The organism is Mycolicibacterium aubagnense (assembly GCF_010730955.1).
In the GTDB taxonomy this organism is placed as follows: Bacteria; Actinomycetota; Actinomycetes; order Mycobacteriales; family Mycobacteriaceae; genus Mycobacterium; species Mycobacterium aubagnense.
Genome location: NZ_AP022577.1, coordinates 1,538,837 through 1,553,875 on the forward strand (window position 1 = coordinate 1,538,837; position 15,039 = coordinate 1,553,875).

The window sequence follows — 15,039 nt, forward strand, 5'->3', positions numbered from 1 at the left end:
AGGGTGCGAGGTCACGCGCCGACGTGACCTCCGTCACATCTGCGGGCAATGGCTCACAGCTGGACGATGACGCTCTTGTTCTTGAGGTAGGCCTCGAGCCCTTCGCGACCGAATTCCTGACCCCAACCGGACTGCTTGTAACCACCGAAGGGCAGATCATGGTCAAAGACCAACTGGCAGTTGACCTGAACGCTGCCGGCCTGCAGGCGCTTGACGATGCGGTGCGCCCGGCTGACGTTGGTGGTCCACGCGGTGGCCGCCAGGCCGTAGCTGGTGTCGTTGGCCATGGCGACGGCCTCGTCTTCGGTGTCGAACGGCAGGATGCTCACCACGGGCCCGAAGATCTCCTGCTGATAGAGGCGCATTCCGGGATCGACGTTGGTCAGCACCGTCGGGTGCACGAAGTAGCCCTTGCGGTCCAGCCGGTAGCCACCCGCGACGATCTCGACGCCGTCGCTGCGGCCTTCGTCGATGAAGCCCAGGACGCGGTTCAGCTGCTTGGCACTGATCAGCGGGCCGCTCATCACGCCCTCTTCATCCGGCCCGCCGTACTTCATGAAGTTGGCGACGCCCGCGATACCCTCGACCACTTGGTCATAGACGCCGCGCTGCACGAAAATCCTTGAGCCGCAGACACATCCCTGGCCGGAGTGAATGAAGATACCCATGGCCGCACCGAAGATGGCCTTGTCCAGATCGGCGTCGTCGAAGATCAGCACCGGCGACTTGCCACCGAGTTCCAGCATGACCTTCTTGAGGTTGCCCGCCGAGGCCTTGACGATCTCCTTGCCGACTTCTGTCGAACCTGTGAAGGCAACCTTCTCGACATCGGTATGCGCGGTGATGGCGGCGCCCGCGGTGTGGCCGTACCCGGTGATCAGGTTGACAACGCCTTCGGGCACGCCGGCCTCGTGAATCAGGCGGTCCAGCAGCAGCGCCGAAAGGGGCGTCTCCTCAGCCGGTTTCACCAGGCTGCTGCAGCCAGCGGCCAGCGCAGGGGCAATTTTGGCGCAGGCGTTGAAGATCGGCCCGTTCCACGGGAAGATCAGGCCGACGACGCCGTAGGGCTCACGCAGCGTGTAGCCGTGCTGGTCGACATAGGCATCCGAGGCGATGCCGCTGGTGCGGATGTCGTAGGCGGTGCCGTTGATCTTCGAACACCAGCCGGCGTAGTAGCGAAAGAACTCGGCACAGGTCGGGACCACCAACTCCGACTGCATCTTCATCATGCCGGTGTTGGCCGAGTCGATGGCCGCGAACTCAGCCGCGTGCTCGTCGATCAGGTCGGCGATGCGCCACAGGATCTTTGCGCGCTCACGGCCGGGCAGACCGGACCAGATACCCGACTCGAAGGACGACTTGGCGCGGGCGACGGCCTCGTCGACGAACTCAGGCCCGCAATCGGTGAACTCGCCAATCTGCTCCTCGCTCACCGGATCGATGATCGGGATGACATCACCCGTCCCCGGGCGCTTCTGGATGTCCTCCAAGACCGACTGCAGCGTCATCGCGTGCCTCTCATCGTCAGCAGCGCGCGCCCCGGGGTGGGCACGCAACAAATGCTGTGCAGTTGCTTAGCATTGCGGTCATCAGGTCGTCAAGAGTGGCTCGCGTCGGCGGGTTGTCTGGAAAGATCGGGAACGTGTCTGCCGGCCACGACTACACCTCCCCTGACCTGGCACGCAGCGCCCTGGTGCTGATCGACGTGCAGAACGACTTCGTCTCGGGGCCGTCGCAAGTCGACGGCACCGCCGAACTGCTGCCCGCCATGGCGCGACTGCTCGCGGCGTTCCGCGCAGCGCACCGACCGATCGTGCATATCGTGCGGCTGTACGTCCCCGGCGGCAGCGACGCCGATCCGCCGCGCCGGGCCGCCATCGAGGCTGGCCGGCAGATCGCCGCACCGCACACCGACGGCGCCGCGGTACCCGCCGACCTGCTGGCACATCCTCTCGACTACGACTCACTCCTGGCCGGCGGTATCCAGCACGTGGCGGCGGGTGAGGTCGTCATGTTCAAGCCGCGGTGGTCGGCGTTCTACCGCACGTCGCTCGACGAGCATCTCCGCGACCTGGCGGTCAACACCGTCGTGGTGGCCGGCTGCAACCTGCCGAACTGTCCGCGCGCAACCCTGTTCGACGCCTCCGAGCGCGACTACCGCGCCGCGCTGGTCACCGATGCCACCTCGCAGGTGACGCCGGAGCGACTCGCCGACCTGGCACTCATCGGCGTCGCGTCGCTGACCACCACCGATGTCGAGCAGTTCTTCCAGGCCGCTGCGACGGCCGCGCCGGCCCGGTGAAGAATTCAGGACGTGAGACCGCACAGTAAGACGCGCCCCTGACCGCCCTCGCGATCACCGCGGTGCTGCTGGCCGGCGTCGCCGCGGGGTTGATCAACGCGGTGGTCGGCTCGGGCAGCCTCATCACCTTCCCCGTCCTGATGGCGGTCGGTTACCCGCCACTGGTGGCCAACATGTCCAACTCCGTCGGGTTGGTCCCGGGCAACTTCACCGGCGCCTACGGCTACCGGCACGAGCTCGGCGGCCAGGGCGCCCGCATCCTCCGGCTCGGCGTGGTTTCGCTGGCCGGGGCCATCGTCGGGGCGGTGCTGCTGCTCAAACTTCCACCCGGTGCGTTCACCGCGGTGGTGCCGTGGCTGATCCTGCTCGCCGGCGTCCTGGTACTGGCACAGCCCTGGTTGCGCCGGGCGCTGGACGCGCGGCACGGCGCGGTACGGACCACTGACCATGCCGCGCCGCTATACGCCGGCGTCTTCGGCTGCGCGGTGTACGGCGGGTACTTCGGTGCGGCGCAAGGCATCATCATGATGGCCCTATTCGGGTTGTTCGTGTCCGAAGATCTGCAACGGCTCAACGGCGTCAAGAACATCTCAGTGGGGCTGGTCAATTCGGTCGCCGCCATCATCTTCATCGCCGTCGGCCAGGTGGCCTGGCTACCGGCGTTGCTGTTGGCCGTCGGCTCCACGGTCGGCGGTTACCTCGGGGCGCGCATCGGACGCCGGCTGCCGCCCAACGCCTTGCGTGCCTGCATCGTGGTGGTCAGCATCGTCGCGTTCACGGTGATGATGCTGCGGTAGCCGGTCACACGACGAACACACCGACCGACAGTCCCAGCATCCCAAGACAATTGAGCCAAAACTCCGGCTTGCGGAAATCCGCGCGGTGCTCGCTGCTGTGTGGCCACTCCACCAGCCTGGCCACGGTTGACGGCCTGCCAGCTCGAGTTGCCGCAGCTGACGGAACATATTGCTGGACAACACGTTCAGCCCCATAAGCCACTTTTAAACGTTGACATGCTCCGCTGAGGCGGTTGATCACCAGATCCTGGCTGCCGCTCAGACCCAGGCCACCGCCAAAGACATCGGCGCGAAAGACTGGGTTGAGGTGCTGCATGTCCGGCACCGGATCAGCCGGGAGGAAGCCCGCCGTCGGGTCCGGGATGCCGATTATTTGGGTCCGCGGTCGGCGATCACCGGCGAGGCGTTGGGCCCGGTGTGGGCGTTGGTGGCTCAGGCGCAGGCCGAGGGTGCGATCAACGTCGAGCACGTGCAGGTGATCACGGCGTTCTTCATCAAGGTGCCGCTGTGGGTGGACCCGGCCACGCTGCTGCAGTGCGAGCGTGATCTGGTGGCCGCGGCCCGGCATCAGACTCCCGAGGAGTTGCGGCGGGCGGCGGCGGACCTGTTGTACCGGCTCGATCAAGACGGCCCCGAACCCGATGACGACGAGCCCGACCCCAAGCGCTCGTTCGTGATGGGGAAACAGCAGCCCGACGGCCGCTGCGAGGTCACCGGGCAGCTCGATCCCGAGGCCCGCGCCTACTGGCAGGCGCTGTCGGAGAAGCTGGCCGCTCCGGGGATGTGCAACCCCGCCGACGAGGTGCCCTGTATCTCGGGAACTCCCACGCAGGAGCAGATCGCGGGCGACACCCGCACCCCGGCGCAGCGTCAGCATGACGCGTTCAAGGTGGTCTGCCGACTGATGCTGTCCTCCGGGATGCTGGGTGAGCACAACGGGCTGCCGGTGTCCGTGGTGGCGACCACCACGGTGCAGGAACTCGAACGCGGCGCCGGCGTCGCCGTCACCCATACGGGCAGCCGGTTACCCATCCCGGACCTGATCCGCATGGCCGGCCAAGGCGCCCACCACTACCTGGCGGTGTTCGACCAACACACCAACGTGCCCCTGTATCTGGGCCGGACGCGTCGTACCGCCTCACCCGGTCAGCGGATCATGCTGTTCGCCCGCGATCGGGGCTGCACCCGACCGGGCTGCACTGCCCCCGCCTCGCGCTGCCAGGCCCATCACGTCGATACCGACTGGTGTGACGGTGGACCCACCGACATCACCAACCTGGGCTTGGCGTGCGGCTGTGACAACTGTCTGGCCTATACCGGCGGCTGGAGCACCACCATGAACAACGGCCGCCCCCACTGGACCCCACCGCCACTGCTCGACATCGGCCAACCAAGGACGAACCACTACCACCACCCGACGCTGTATCCGACCGAGGGTGAGGATAGCGATGACGACGGTGAAAGTGACAGTCCCGCAAGATAACCCGGCGACACGACACTCGGCGACACGACACCAAGTCGGGCCGCGGATTATGCATGCCCGGACGTCAGCCGACCGCCAGTAGATCCCGGCACGGACTCGATGCAGCACGCCATCGCCGAATTCGTCACCGCTAACAGGCAATAACGGACTTTAGGTATGTCACGATTCCAACGCGCCGAGCACAGCTAACGAGCAGACGGGGTGCCGGTGTGTCAGCATAGACACGTGAGGCCAAGCAAAAGCAGAAGCCGAATCAGAAGCCTGACGACTGCCGCAATGCTGCTGGTACCGCCAGGATTACTGGCCGCGGCCCTACTGCCGGCGGCACACGCGGCCGACTGCCCCGACGCCCAGGTCATCTTCGCCCGCGGCACCGAAGAAGCACCCGGACCGGGCGGGGTCGGAACAGCGTTCATCAATGGGCTACGCACCGCCATCGGCCCGAAAACCCTTGACGTGTATGCCGTCGACTACCCCGCGACCACCGACTTCCCCACCGCCGTCGACGGAATTCGCGACGCGCGTAGGCAGATCGTGACAACCGCGGCGGCCTGTCCCCGCACCAAGATGGTGCTCGGCGGGTTCTCACAGGGCGCTGCCGTTGCGGGCTTCGTCACCGCGGGCACCATTCCCGAGGGGATCTCCGCCGCCGAGGTGCCGGCCCCCATGCCGCCGGATATCGCGGATCATGTTGCGGCCGTTGCCTTGTTCGGCAAGCCTTCGGCACGATTCATGCGGGCCATCGGCTCCCCCTCCGTAACCGTCGGCCCGGTGTACCAGCCCAAGACCACCGATCTGTGCGTTTCAAACGACCTGGTCTGTGACGCGCACGGGTCGAGCTTCGATGCCCACAACAGTTACATCGACAGCGGCTTGGTGACCCAGGGCGTCAACTTTGCGGCGGCCCAACTGCAGGCCGGATGGGCCGCCGATGCGCTGGCCGGGCCTGCGCCGTGGTCATCAACGGCGGTGCAGGCCGCCGACCAAGCAGGACGTGGTCAGCCCGCCCCGGCCGCGACTGTGCCGACCACCGCGGCGCCGGCCCACATGCCGGCAAGCGCGCCGTGGTTGCCGGGGCCGGAGCAGCCTGCACCGACCCCGGACACTGTTCCCCAGTAACCGCTACCGGAACTGCACGCCTCGGCGCCGCACCCACCAATCCGCGAACAGCGTCCCAGCGATCCACACGACCACCGCGATAGCAAGGTGCACAGCACTTTTGGTATCGCGGCCAAGGACGGGGCCGACGACACGGGCCACGGCGGTCGGGAGCGCCCGCCACAGCTCGCGGTGTTCGACCCCACCGATCGGGTCAGCGATGAAGTACAGCGCGTACGGCAACGTCAACGACGACAGCCACAGCGCGATCCGGCGCCGATCATGGCGCTGGCTCCACCGCTGCACCAACGGAACTTCGGCCACCGGCAGCAGCACCGACACCGCATTCCCCACTCCCAGCCAGGACAGGATCGGCACCGCGACATTCGGGATCGTCACACCGAGCCGGGCGGGGGTTTCCAACCAAACGGTCAGCACCGCGGCGGCCCCGAGTGTCGGAAGTCCGATGAGGATGAGCAATGCCAGGTTCTTGTGCAGCAGGATCCGCCACGGCGCGACCGACTCCGCCAGCCCTTGTTGGACCCGATCATGGTCGGCACCAAGCACATTGGTCGTCGTGGTGTCGGCGAGCACAAACGACGAGAAATAGGTGCCAACCAGAATCACCCAGTCATGGTGGTGACGGCCCCCGGAGGTCAACGGCTCCACGGCAAGCCACAGCAGGGCGAACACGACGTTGGCCGCCACACCCAGCAGCCAGCTGCGCGGCGGGGTGAACGCCCACCGCACTTCCGACCACACTGCGGGCCACATCATCAATCTCCACCGTCAACGCCCCGTCCGCCGCGGAGTGCGTGCGACGATACCGGCACAACCTTGCGGTACCTGTGAGCGCAGTGCCGCCGATACAGACCGATACAGATCTGAAACGGGACCGAATGGCGAAACCGCACAGCCCGCGGGGCTGGTCTCACCCAAAGGCAAAGGCCGGCTATTGCCTGCGATTTCGCAATGTGCCTGCAATATCCGGCCTTTCAGGGTCTGCGGTCTAGCCCTTCCCGTAGAACGTCGCCTTGACCACCGGGCTGGCCGAGGGGGTCAGCGGCGCAGTCGGCGGGACTGTGCTGGTCGTAGTCGCGCCATCGGTGCTCACCGGCTTGTTCGGCACGGGCTGCGCATCTGCCACGGAGGCGACAGCCATGGCCACAAGGGCACTGGCGCCGATTGCGGCCGCGATGCGACGGACGGTGGCGGCGTTCTTCAGACCTGAACGGGACATCAATTTCCTCAGTGTGTTGTTGCGTGCAATGGTCTGGTGCCGGCGGTCGCTGACCGCTCACGCACCGCCGATCCCCTCGTCCCGCAATCTCTCCAACGCAGATCAGGACCTGCAATGCCAAACAACGAGCAATCGGTGCCGCGAAATCTGCCGTGATGGCCGCGTCACGTCAATAGCCAGCGGAAATGTTGAGCAGACTGCTCAGAGTGTGACGCAGGACACTGTGACCTACGCATCATTTTGCCCGGTACCGCTTCGGTTGGGCCGCGCGTCATTCGGCCTGTGAGCCGGGCGTCCATCGAAACGGCGTCTGGAGCGCAATCACCTTCTCGGCTTTGTCGTACCAACCCTGCGGAGCGTGCTGGCTGGTGTGCAGGTAACACTGCACACGGACTTCCGCGCTGCCCGGGGTGAACGTCAACAACCGACTCAGCGGCAGGGTCGTGATCGGCATATGGTGCCGACTCAACGAGGCGACATTGAGGAACCATGTCCCCCAGCGCTGTTCGATATGACTCTTGCCGCCGAAATTGTCATCGGGATGGGTATGGGTGTGCCCTGCGATCCACAGCTGCACCCGGCCCGGATGCGCGGCCAGAAATTGTTCGAATGCGCCGGAGTCCGGCTGACTGTCCACCCAGTACAGGTATGACGCGCCCTGCGGTGTGCCTGCGGCGAACGGCCGGTGATAGTGCTCCACCAACTCGCCGTCGGCGTCGCGACGCACGCCTTCCCAGTCTCCGGAGGCGACCGTGGTGTCCTTGAGGACGTAGTGGTGCACCGTCACGATGATCGCGTCCGGATTGGCCAGCACCATGTGTTTCCACCATCGGAACGTCTCGCCGCTGACCACTCCCCCGGGGTTACCGCCCAACGTGCCCCGACCGACAGTCTGGGTTGGTTCATTGCGGTCACTCAACATGAGGAACAGCAGGTTCCCCACCCGGAACGAGTAGTGCTGCCACACCCCGTCGACCGGAAAGGGCCGACGGGCGTTGTCGACGCCGGAAGATGCGGTGTGCTGTCCGAGCGGGTCGATCCACTTCTGCCACCACCAGGCCTCGGGTTCGTCCAGGCCACTGCGGTCATGGTTGCCACAAACACTGTAGATGTCTTCACGCCGGTGGCGGCGCAGGCTGCCGAACTGCCGCTGCACCTCACGACCTTCGGCGTCGTCCGGCAGGTGATGGTGGGCGCCGGACATGTCGCCGACATCTAGTGCGATGTCCCAGTCGAACGCGGCGCCACCGTCGGACCCGCCGAGTTCCGATTGTGAGATCGCCTCAGCCAGACTGTCTCTGTCGAAGCGGCGGTCGGTGCCCACATGTGCGTCACCGAACGTCCAGAGCCGGAACAGATTCGCGTAGCCGGTCATTCGTTGTCACCGTCCACCAACCCCCAGTAGCGGCGAATCTGCCTGTCCACCAATCCGAATACCGAATCGACTACGACACCGATCACCAGCACGACGATCATGACGGCAATGGCCAACGGCATGTCACTCATGTTTTGCGCGTTCTCCAGCAGGACTCCGATGGATGCGGAGCCGGCGACCATCACCACCAGTTCACCGGCCATGAGGCTGCGCCATGCGAACGCCCAGGCCTGCCGCAACCCGCTGACGAACGTGGGCAGCGATGCCGGCAGGATCACGTGGCGATACAGCGCAAACCGCCTCAATCCCATGATTCTTGCCGCCCGCAACTGCAGCGGTGGGATGTGATCGGCACCCGCGATCACGCCGAGTGCCACCGACGGTGCCGCGCCGATGACGATCACGAACAGGATGGCCGACGTGTTCAGGCCGAAGAAGATGATCGCAAACGGAAACCAGGCGATCGCCGGCATAGTCTGCAGCCCGGCAATGATTGGTCCAAAGGTATTTCGCAGCAGCCTGTTTCGGGACAGCACACTGCCCACGGCGGCGCCAAGGAGCAGTGCCAGCCCAAATCCGATGAGGGCGCGCGCCATCGTCGTCGATACCGCCGTCCACAGCAGCGCGTCCTGCAACTGCCGCCACAGCGTGGCACCGACCGTCGCCGGGCCAGGCAGGACCACCGCCGATTTCCAGCCGCTCAGGTACACCAGCTGCCAAGCTCCCAACAGCATCAGCAATGCCAGCGTTTTCACGCGCACCGACGCAAGCACCGACTGCAGCCGTCCAGGCCGGTGCGGCGCTGACAGCCGGGATGTCGCCACCTCACTGTTGATCACGACGACCGTTGCCTTCCTCGTGCAACCGAGCGGTGATGTGTGCCGCCAGCTCGGCGACGTCCGCGGTATTGATCTGGCGGGGACGCGGTACCGGCACCCGGAACTCCTCCACGACGCGGCCCGGGCGTGCACCGAGCAGAATCACCCGGTCCGCCAACCGCACCGCCTCGCGCACATTGTGCGTCACGAATACCACTGTCAGTCCGCGTGATTCGACGATCCGCTCGAGCTCCTCGTGCAGCCGGTCCCGGGTCAGGGCATCCAGCGCCCCGAACGGTTCGTCCATCAACAGCACGTCGGCGTCCTGCGCGAGCGCTCGGGCCAGCGCAACCCGCTGCCGCATGCCGCCGGACAACTGATGTGGACGCTTGTCGGCGAAATCGCTCAGTCCGACCGTGGCCAACAATCGCGCCACCCGCTCGCGACGCACGTCCCGTGGCACCGCACGTGCCCTCAGCGCCAGGTCGACGTTGGCCGCCGCGGTCAGCCACGGGAACAACGCCGGCTCCTGGAACATCAGGGCAATCCGCCGGTCATAGGTGTCAACACTGCCGGTCGACGGGGCATCCAATCCGGCGATGATCGACAGCAGCGTGCTCTTGCCGCAGCCCGAACTGCCTACCAGACACACGAATTCGCCCTCGGAGACCGTCAAATCGATGGTGTCCAAGGCCGCTACCGCGGTGCGGCCTCTTCCGTAGAGCTTGGTGACCTCCACCAACTCCAACACCGGCTGCGGCACCGACGGCGGCATGGTCATGGCCACGACGCTCTCACCGGCTTGCGCGCAGCGGCTCACGCCGCGACCGCCGGTTTACCCGACGCCGCAAGCACCGCATTGAGCGGAGCCGGATCAAATAGGCCGTCGATGTTCAGCGGCTGCAACAAGCCGATGGCCACGGCCTTGCCCACCTGGTCGCGCAGCGAAGCGATCCCCGGATCGTTGGTGAACCTGGTCTCTTTGAACGACTCGGCCAGAACTTCCGGATCCAGACCCTTGCCAAGGGTTTTCGCGAGTGCGGCGTTGGCGGACTGCACCGCCGCCGTGGGATCGGCACCGATCTTGTCGTTGGCCTGGACCTGGCCGCGCAGCAGTCCGGCCACCGCATCAGGATGTGCGGCGAGGAAGTCCTGACGGACAACCAGCACGGTGATGGTGTTCGGGTCCGACCACAACCGCACGCCGCCGGCCTTGATCATCTGCACGTCGAAGGGCGCGGAATCCAGCGCACCGGCGATCTGCTTGCTCACGAACTGCTGGACAATCGCCGACTCAGGGTTTGTCGGCTTGACCGAAACATCCCCTCCGCCTTGGGTATCGGTCTTCAATCCGTTCTTCGAAAGCCAATCGCGGAGGCTGACGTCCTGGGTACCGCCGAGGGCAGGATCGGCCACCGTCTTGCCCCTGAGGTCCTGGGCGGACGTGATGCCGGGTTGGACGACCATCGAGGTACCGCCACTGGCGGCGCCCGAAATGATCTTGATGGCTTTGCCATTCGATTTCTGCCAGGCGTTGAAAGCCGGGTTGGGTCCCACGTATGCCGCGTCGAGATGGCCCGACAACAGCGCGGTGATCTCTTCGGTGCCGGTGCTGAACGGTTGCGCGGTAAAGGTGACCCCCGAGCCGAGCTGCTGGGCGAACAGTCCGTCATTGACGCCGATGAGCGCGGGTGCATGGGTGACACGGGTCAGATATCCCAGTCGCAGCGGCACAGGAGAAGACGATGCCGACTTGGTCGACGGGGAGCATCCCGCGACTGCGACGATCACGGTGACGGCGGCGCCCAGCGTAAGCAGCCTGGTGAAATGACGTTGTGAGAACACGGTTTTCCTTGATGTCGATCGAGCGGGGTGAGACGCGAGGTCAGGCCGACTCGGGACATCGCGCCTGGCCGCTCGAACGGGTGACGAACAGCGGGCTGGTCCACACCTGATGGCCATCGGACTGGGTGGCGCGCAGGTACGTGGCGCTGGTGCCATGCGGCAGGTCGAGGGCGAGGTCGCCGGTTACCGTGGTGGGCAGCGCGGAGAACTCGGCCACCCGTTCGGCACGCAACCGCAGATTGAGTCCGCCCACAGCGGTTTCGACGTGGCCATCACGAATCAACTCGGCGCCCGAGAACTCGTGGTCCACCCGCAGACCATCCTCGTGCAGCGACGCTTGGATTCGGAAGCCGGCCGCCGCAAGGTCCGCCAACCGCACCACGATGCCGATGTCGGAACCGTAGGTCGTGGTCCGCCAGTGCACCGTCTCGCCGGCGACGTCGAAGCTCTGTTCCGGATGCGCCGCGGCCCAAGGTGTTACGTCGAACATCTCGGTACCCGCCACCCGCAGCTCACCAGACCACGTAGCCCACCGGTACCGGTCGCGGTGCCGCGCTCCACCCCACCGGATGCGGACGAGCTCGTCAGACAGCCCCGTCTCGGCATGCAAGTTGCGCTGCCATACCCGTCCTGCGCTGTCGTAGATGGCAACTTCATCCCAGCCGGATGTACCGTAAAGCGCGTAGCCGACGCTCAATTCGGCATCTTCGGTGTCGATCTCGTCGCCCATCCAGGCTTCGCCGCTGCGTAACAGGGCGACGGCCCGCGCTCCGGTCGTCGCCCAGGTCCGGCGCGCGCGCAGCCCCCGGCCCACATCAGCTTTGGTGAGCTCCGGCGCGAGAACTCCGGTCAGGCCGCCGAATCCACCGAAGATGTTCGCTCCGGGTGCCCCACCGCCCGGGCGGCCACGGTGCTCGTCGCTGGCGGCGCTGGCACCCAGACGAAGGCCGCGGGCCAGCGCATCTTCCAGGAACCACGGGCTGCTTCCCCAGGACGAGTGCACTTCGATCAGCCGTTCCAGCTCGGGATGGTGCCAGTCCAGGATCGCGCGCCGGCCACCCACGTGTGGGATCAGCAAGTAGGAATCCGGGTCCTTTTCGTAAGCGGCGTAAAGCTCGGTGATGGGCCACGTTTGGGGTGTCGGTACGGTGCTGGCCATCCCCTGGCGCCACTCCAGCGAGCGTGCCAGCGTGGTGTCCTCCCCGAGAAAGACGACGTTGTGATCACCGCCGACACCTGCCGTGCCACACCATTCGACGCCGGGGTAGCAGACCAGGCTGCCGTCGCTCGAGATGGCCCGGCAGGCGGCGACCACGTCGACCCAGGCTTCGTCGGTGATCTGGAAGTCGTTGGCGGTGTAGCCGACAACGTCGAGCGCGCCGATATCGCGGGCATAGCGCAGGTTCCACCCGGTGTCCTGAGTGCCGACCGTGTCGTTGGAATGTACGTGCAGGTCGGTGAAGAACGCACGTGGGGCGGGCAAGTCGTCGATCACATCCAAGATAGCCTCGGCGGGCTGCACGTCCACATCGGGTTCCGCGAGGACCTGGATGTGCCCGGCGAGTGCCGGCACCACCAGCGCCACACTCGCCCAGCCGGTGGACGGGGTCTGCGCCTCGGCCACCGTGGTGCCATCGACGAGCGCGCGCAACGTGGCGGCAGTATCAGTGCAGGCGTTGCCCCACCGATCCTGCAGGTGAGCGCGGAGCGTGACAGCGGTGGTGTCGCTGCGGACGAGGCGCGGGCCGCGTACCACCACCCGCTCCGGCGGGCCGGGCACGATGGCCAGTCGATTGACGCCCGCCCGGGCCATCCGGGAGGTGCCCAACGGGTCGACGAACAGATGCACTTCGAACTCGTCCTCGACAAAGGTCTGGACGCGGGTCCCCGGGCCGCCGAATCGCTTGTCCCCGAGGCGGATTTCGATCACGTCGCCGGGGCGCAGGTAGCCGTCGACGGCGTGGATGAGCAGCGATTTCTGGAACGGCCGCTCCCCGCCTTTGACGTCATAACGGACGGCCAACCGCTGCACAGTGGCCGCGCCGGCTTCGGATGCACGCCCCACCAGCGATCGGCTGACCAACTGTGCGGTCGCGTAGTCGCGCCCGGCCGGATCAGCGGTCTGCAGGTCCCAATCCGAGTAGTAGCGGAAGCACAACTTCAGCCAGCCGCTGTCGGCGATACCCGACCGGCCGACGGTGTAGGTAAAGACGATCTCGTCCACCGTGCCGGCGACCACCGACGTGTGTGAGCAGCGCAGCTGGCCGAGGAACGGCACTGCGTCGAATTCCGCCGTGATGGCGTCCCGCACAGCAGTCACCGAGCAGTCATTGCTGTTCAACGGGCTCTGCGGACGGAGTGGAACGCGGGGCATCAATCCATCCTTTCCGCAATACACCTAGGAGTCCAGTTAATAGATATGATGCGATTCATCATTGAAAGTGAATAAAGATGAATCTGCAGCAACTGCGTTACACGGTCGCCCTGGCTGAGGCCAAGAGCTTCACCAAGGCAGCCGAAAGTTCCTTCGTCGTGCAATCCGCACTCAGCCAGCAGGTCCGGAGATTCGAGGAAGAGCTCGGCGTGGCCCTCTTCGAGCGCACGACTCGTTCGGTCTCGCTGACTCCGGCAGGCGAGGCGCTCATGCCGCTGCTGTACCAGGTGGTCGCCGGCATCGACCAGATCAAGGTCGATGCCCAGGCCCTCAGCGGCACCGTCACCGGACGCCTGACCGTCGGGATGATGGAGGTGCCCTCCGAAAGCCTCGACGCGGCAACGCTGATGGCGACGTTCCACTCCCGCTACCCCCAAGTGAGCGTGACCCTGCGCAGCGGCGGTAGCGACGTACTGCTGACCGCGACCCGCGACCGCAAACTGGACGCGGCCATCGTCGGCTCCAACGTCTCCCCGGCCAGCGACCAGTTGGATTTCACCCACTTGTTCACCGAGTCGTTGATCGCGGTGATGCCGTGCGATCACCCGCTGACCAGAGCGCGGGCAGTGTCGCTGACCGACCTGGCGGCGTTGCCGTTCATCGACTTTCCACCCGGGTACGGTCTTCGACACGAAACCGACCGCGGCTTCGCCGGTGTGCCACGGCGGGTCGCCTTCGAGGTCACACGTGTCGACGAGGTCGTGCATTTCGTCCGCCAGAATCTCGGCGTGGCACTGCTGCCGGAATCGGTGGCGCGGACCCGCGCCGACACCGACAGCACCTTGGCGCTGCGCCCGGTAACCGGCGTCGAGATGCAGCGTCAGGTGCACCTCGTGGCACCACGACCGCAGCTGCGTTCGGCCGCATGCCAGGCGTTCATCGCCTGCGTCCACGACCACCTGGCATCGCACTAAGTGAAGCCGGCGGGCGAAAAATACCCGCGCACAGCGGCTTCGAGCACGCGCACCGCGGTGGCCATGGTGTCGATACCATCCATCTTCCCTTGCAGACCTGCGTGACGGCCCGCAACGTAACACCGGCATCGACGGGATTCGGGGCGTCGACGGCGCCGCAGCGTCGTCACCGCTGCGGAAGGAACTCGCCCGAATCCGTTCCGACCTGCAGCAAGTCGGCAGCGCTTCCGCCGACGCGGAGCGTTTCAATCCTCCTGATCCGATGGTGTGAGCCCTGACCTTCTGGGCAGCGCCGTGAAGGGTCTAGTCAGTGAAGTCGATGCGCACAGATACGGGCGCGGTTCCGTAGGACGCGATTTTCGGTCCCGCCGCACCGGACAGCCGCACGCGCGCACGCACGTCGTCGTCCGGCACAAAGGACGCGATGCCAGCGCGCCATCGATTCCCTTGCTGGATGCGCACATTCGGATTGGCCTCGATGTTGGCACCCCAGCCGGACAACGTACCGTGACCGCAGATCACCCACGCGCCCGATTCATCAAAAATCGGCGACACCGGCACCCGTCGCAGCTGCCCGGTTTTGCGGCCAAGGGTTTCCAATTCGCTTACCTGCGTTGGGCGCACCGCCCCCAGCCGGGCAAGACCCCGCACCGTCGGGTTGAGCAGGTAACGCCCAACCGCGCGGAATACCCGGAACTGTCGGCGCGCCGCCCGAGTGTGACCTGTGTCCACG

14 protein-coding genes are annotated in these 15,039 nt (G+C 65.9%); 5 read left to right on the top strand and 9 right to left on the bottom strand.

The genetic code is table 11. From position 1 onward, the window contains the following. Positions 1-53 precede the first annotated feature (53 nt). Positions 54-1,508: an aldehyde dehydrogenase family protein gene (locus G6N59_RS07635; protein WP_138231570.1), complete on the bottom strand. Its 1,455-nt coding sequence runs from the start codon at positions 1,506-1,508 to the stop codon at positions 54-56. Positions 1,509-1,642: 134 nt separating this feature from the next. On the opposite strand from G6N59_RS07635, the gene G6N59_RS07640 reads away from it, so the two are divergent. The 4 genes from G6N59_RS07640 (at position 1,643) to G6N59_RS07655 (ending at position 5,701) form a co-directional block, all read left to right on the top strand. Beyond that, a complete protein-coding gene (locus G6N59_RS07640; protein ID WP_163911057.1) occupies positions 1,643-2,302 on the top strand; it encodes a cysteine hydrolase family protein in 660 nt (219 codons plus the stop codon). A gap of 62 nt (positions 2,303-2,364) precedes the next feature. Then, positions 2,365-3,099: a sulfite exporter TauE/SafE family protein gene (locus G6N59_RS07645; RefSeq protein WP_138231572.1), complete on the top strand. Its 735-nt coding sequence runs from the start codon at positions 2,365-2,367 to the stop codon at positions 3,097-3,099. A gap of 211 nt (positions 3,100-3,310) precedes the next feature. Beyond that, entirely contained in the window at positions 3,311-4,582 is a 1,272-nt protein-coding gene (locus tag G6N59_RS07650) for an HNH endonuclease signature motif containing protein (RefSeq protein WP_138231573.1), read from the top strand. A gap of 276 nt (positions 4,583-4,858) precedes the next feature. Beyond that, positions 4,859-5,701 carry a cutinase family protein gene (locus G6N59_RS07655; protein ID WP_234884318.1) on the top strand — a complete coding sequence of 281 codons (843 nt, stop codon included), beginning with the start codon at positions 4,859-4,861 and terminating at the stop codon, positions 5,699-5,701. A gap of 3 nt (positions 5,702-5,704) precedes the next feature. On the opposite strand, the gene G6N59_RS07660 is transcribed toward G6N59_RS07655, so the two are convergent. From G6N59_RS07660 to G6N59_RS07690, 7 genes are all read right to left on the bottom strand, one after another. After that, the gene (locus G6N59_RS07660; protein ID WP_138231650.1) at positions 5,705-6,454 is read right to left on the bottom strand and encodes a hypothetical protein; all 750 of its coding nucleotides are present in this window, start codon (positions 6,452-6,454) and stop codon (positions 5,705-5,707) included. Between the two features lie 235 nt (positions 6,455-6,689). Beyond that, the gene (locus G6N59_RS07665; protein WP_138231574.1) at positions 6,690-6,920 is read right to left on the bottom strand and encodes a hypothetical protein; all 231 of its coding nucleotides are present in this window, start codon (positions 6,918-6,920) and stop codon (positions 6,690-6,692) included. Positions 6,921-7,191: 271 nt separating this feature from the next. Next, positions 7,192-8,295, bottom strand: a complete 1,104-nt coding sequence (locus G6N59_RS07670) for a hypothetical protein (protein ID WP_138231575.1) — start codon at positions 8,293-8,295, stop codon at positions 7,192-7,194. Continuing rightward, positions 8,292-9,134 carry an ABC transporter permease gene (locus tag G6N59_RS07675; protein WP_234884319.1) on the bottom strand — a complete coding sequence of 281 codons (843 nt, stop codon included), beginning with the start codon at positions 9,132-9,134 and terminating at the stop codon, positions 8,292-8,294. Before G6N59_RS07675 ends, G6N59_RS07670 begins: the two co-directional genes overlap by 4 nt. Beyond that, a complete protein-coding gene (locus tag G6N59_RS07680; protein ID WP_138231652.1) occupies positions 9,121-9,861 on the bottom strand; it encodes an ABC transporter ATP-binding protein in 741 nt (246 codons plus the stop codon). Before G6N59_RS07680 ends, G6N59_RS07675 begins: the two co-directional genes overlap by 14 nt. A 68-nt stretch (positions 9,862-9,929) precedes the next feature. Next, the gene (locus tag G6N59_RS07685; protein ID WP_138231576.1) at positions 9,930-10,958 is read right to left on the bottom strand and encodes an ABC transporter substrate-binding protein; all 1,029 of its coding nucleotides are present in this window, start codon (positions 10,956-10,958) and stop codon (positions 9,930-9,932) included. Positions 10,959-10,998: 40 nt separating this feature from the next. Further along, a complete protein-coding gene (locus G6N59_RS07690) occupies positions 10,999-13,332 on the bottom strand; it encodes a CehA/McbA family metallohydrolase domain-containing protein (protein ID WP_138231577.1) in 2,334 nt (777 codons plus the stop codon). Positions 13,333-13,409: 77 nt separating this feature from the next. Between G6N59_RS07690 and G6N59_RS07695 the strand changes: the two genes are divergently transcribed. Further along, a complete protein-coding gene (locus G6N59_RS07695) occupies positions 13,410-14,306 on the top strand; it encodes a LysR family transcriptional regulator (protein WP_138231578.1) in 897 nt (298 codons plus the stop codon). Positions 14,307-14,609: 303 nt separating this feature from the next. On the opposite strand, the gene G6N59_RS07700 is transcribed toward G6N59_RS07695, so the two are convergent. Further along, entirely contained in the window at positions 14,610-15,038 is a 429-nt protein-coding gene (locus G6N59_RS07700) for a nitroreductase family deazaflavin-dependent oxidoreductase (protein WP_138231579.1), read from the bottom strand. Between the last annotated feature and the right edge of the window lies 1 nt (position 15,039).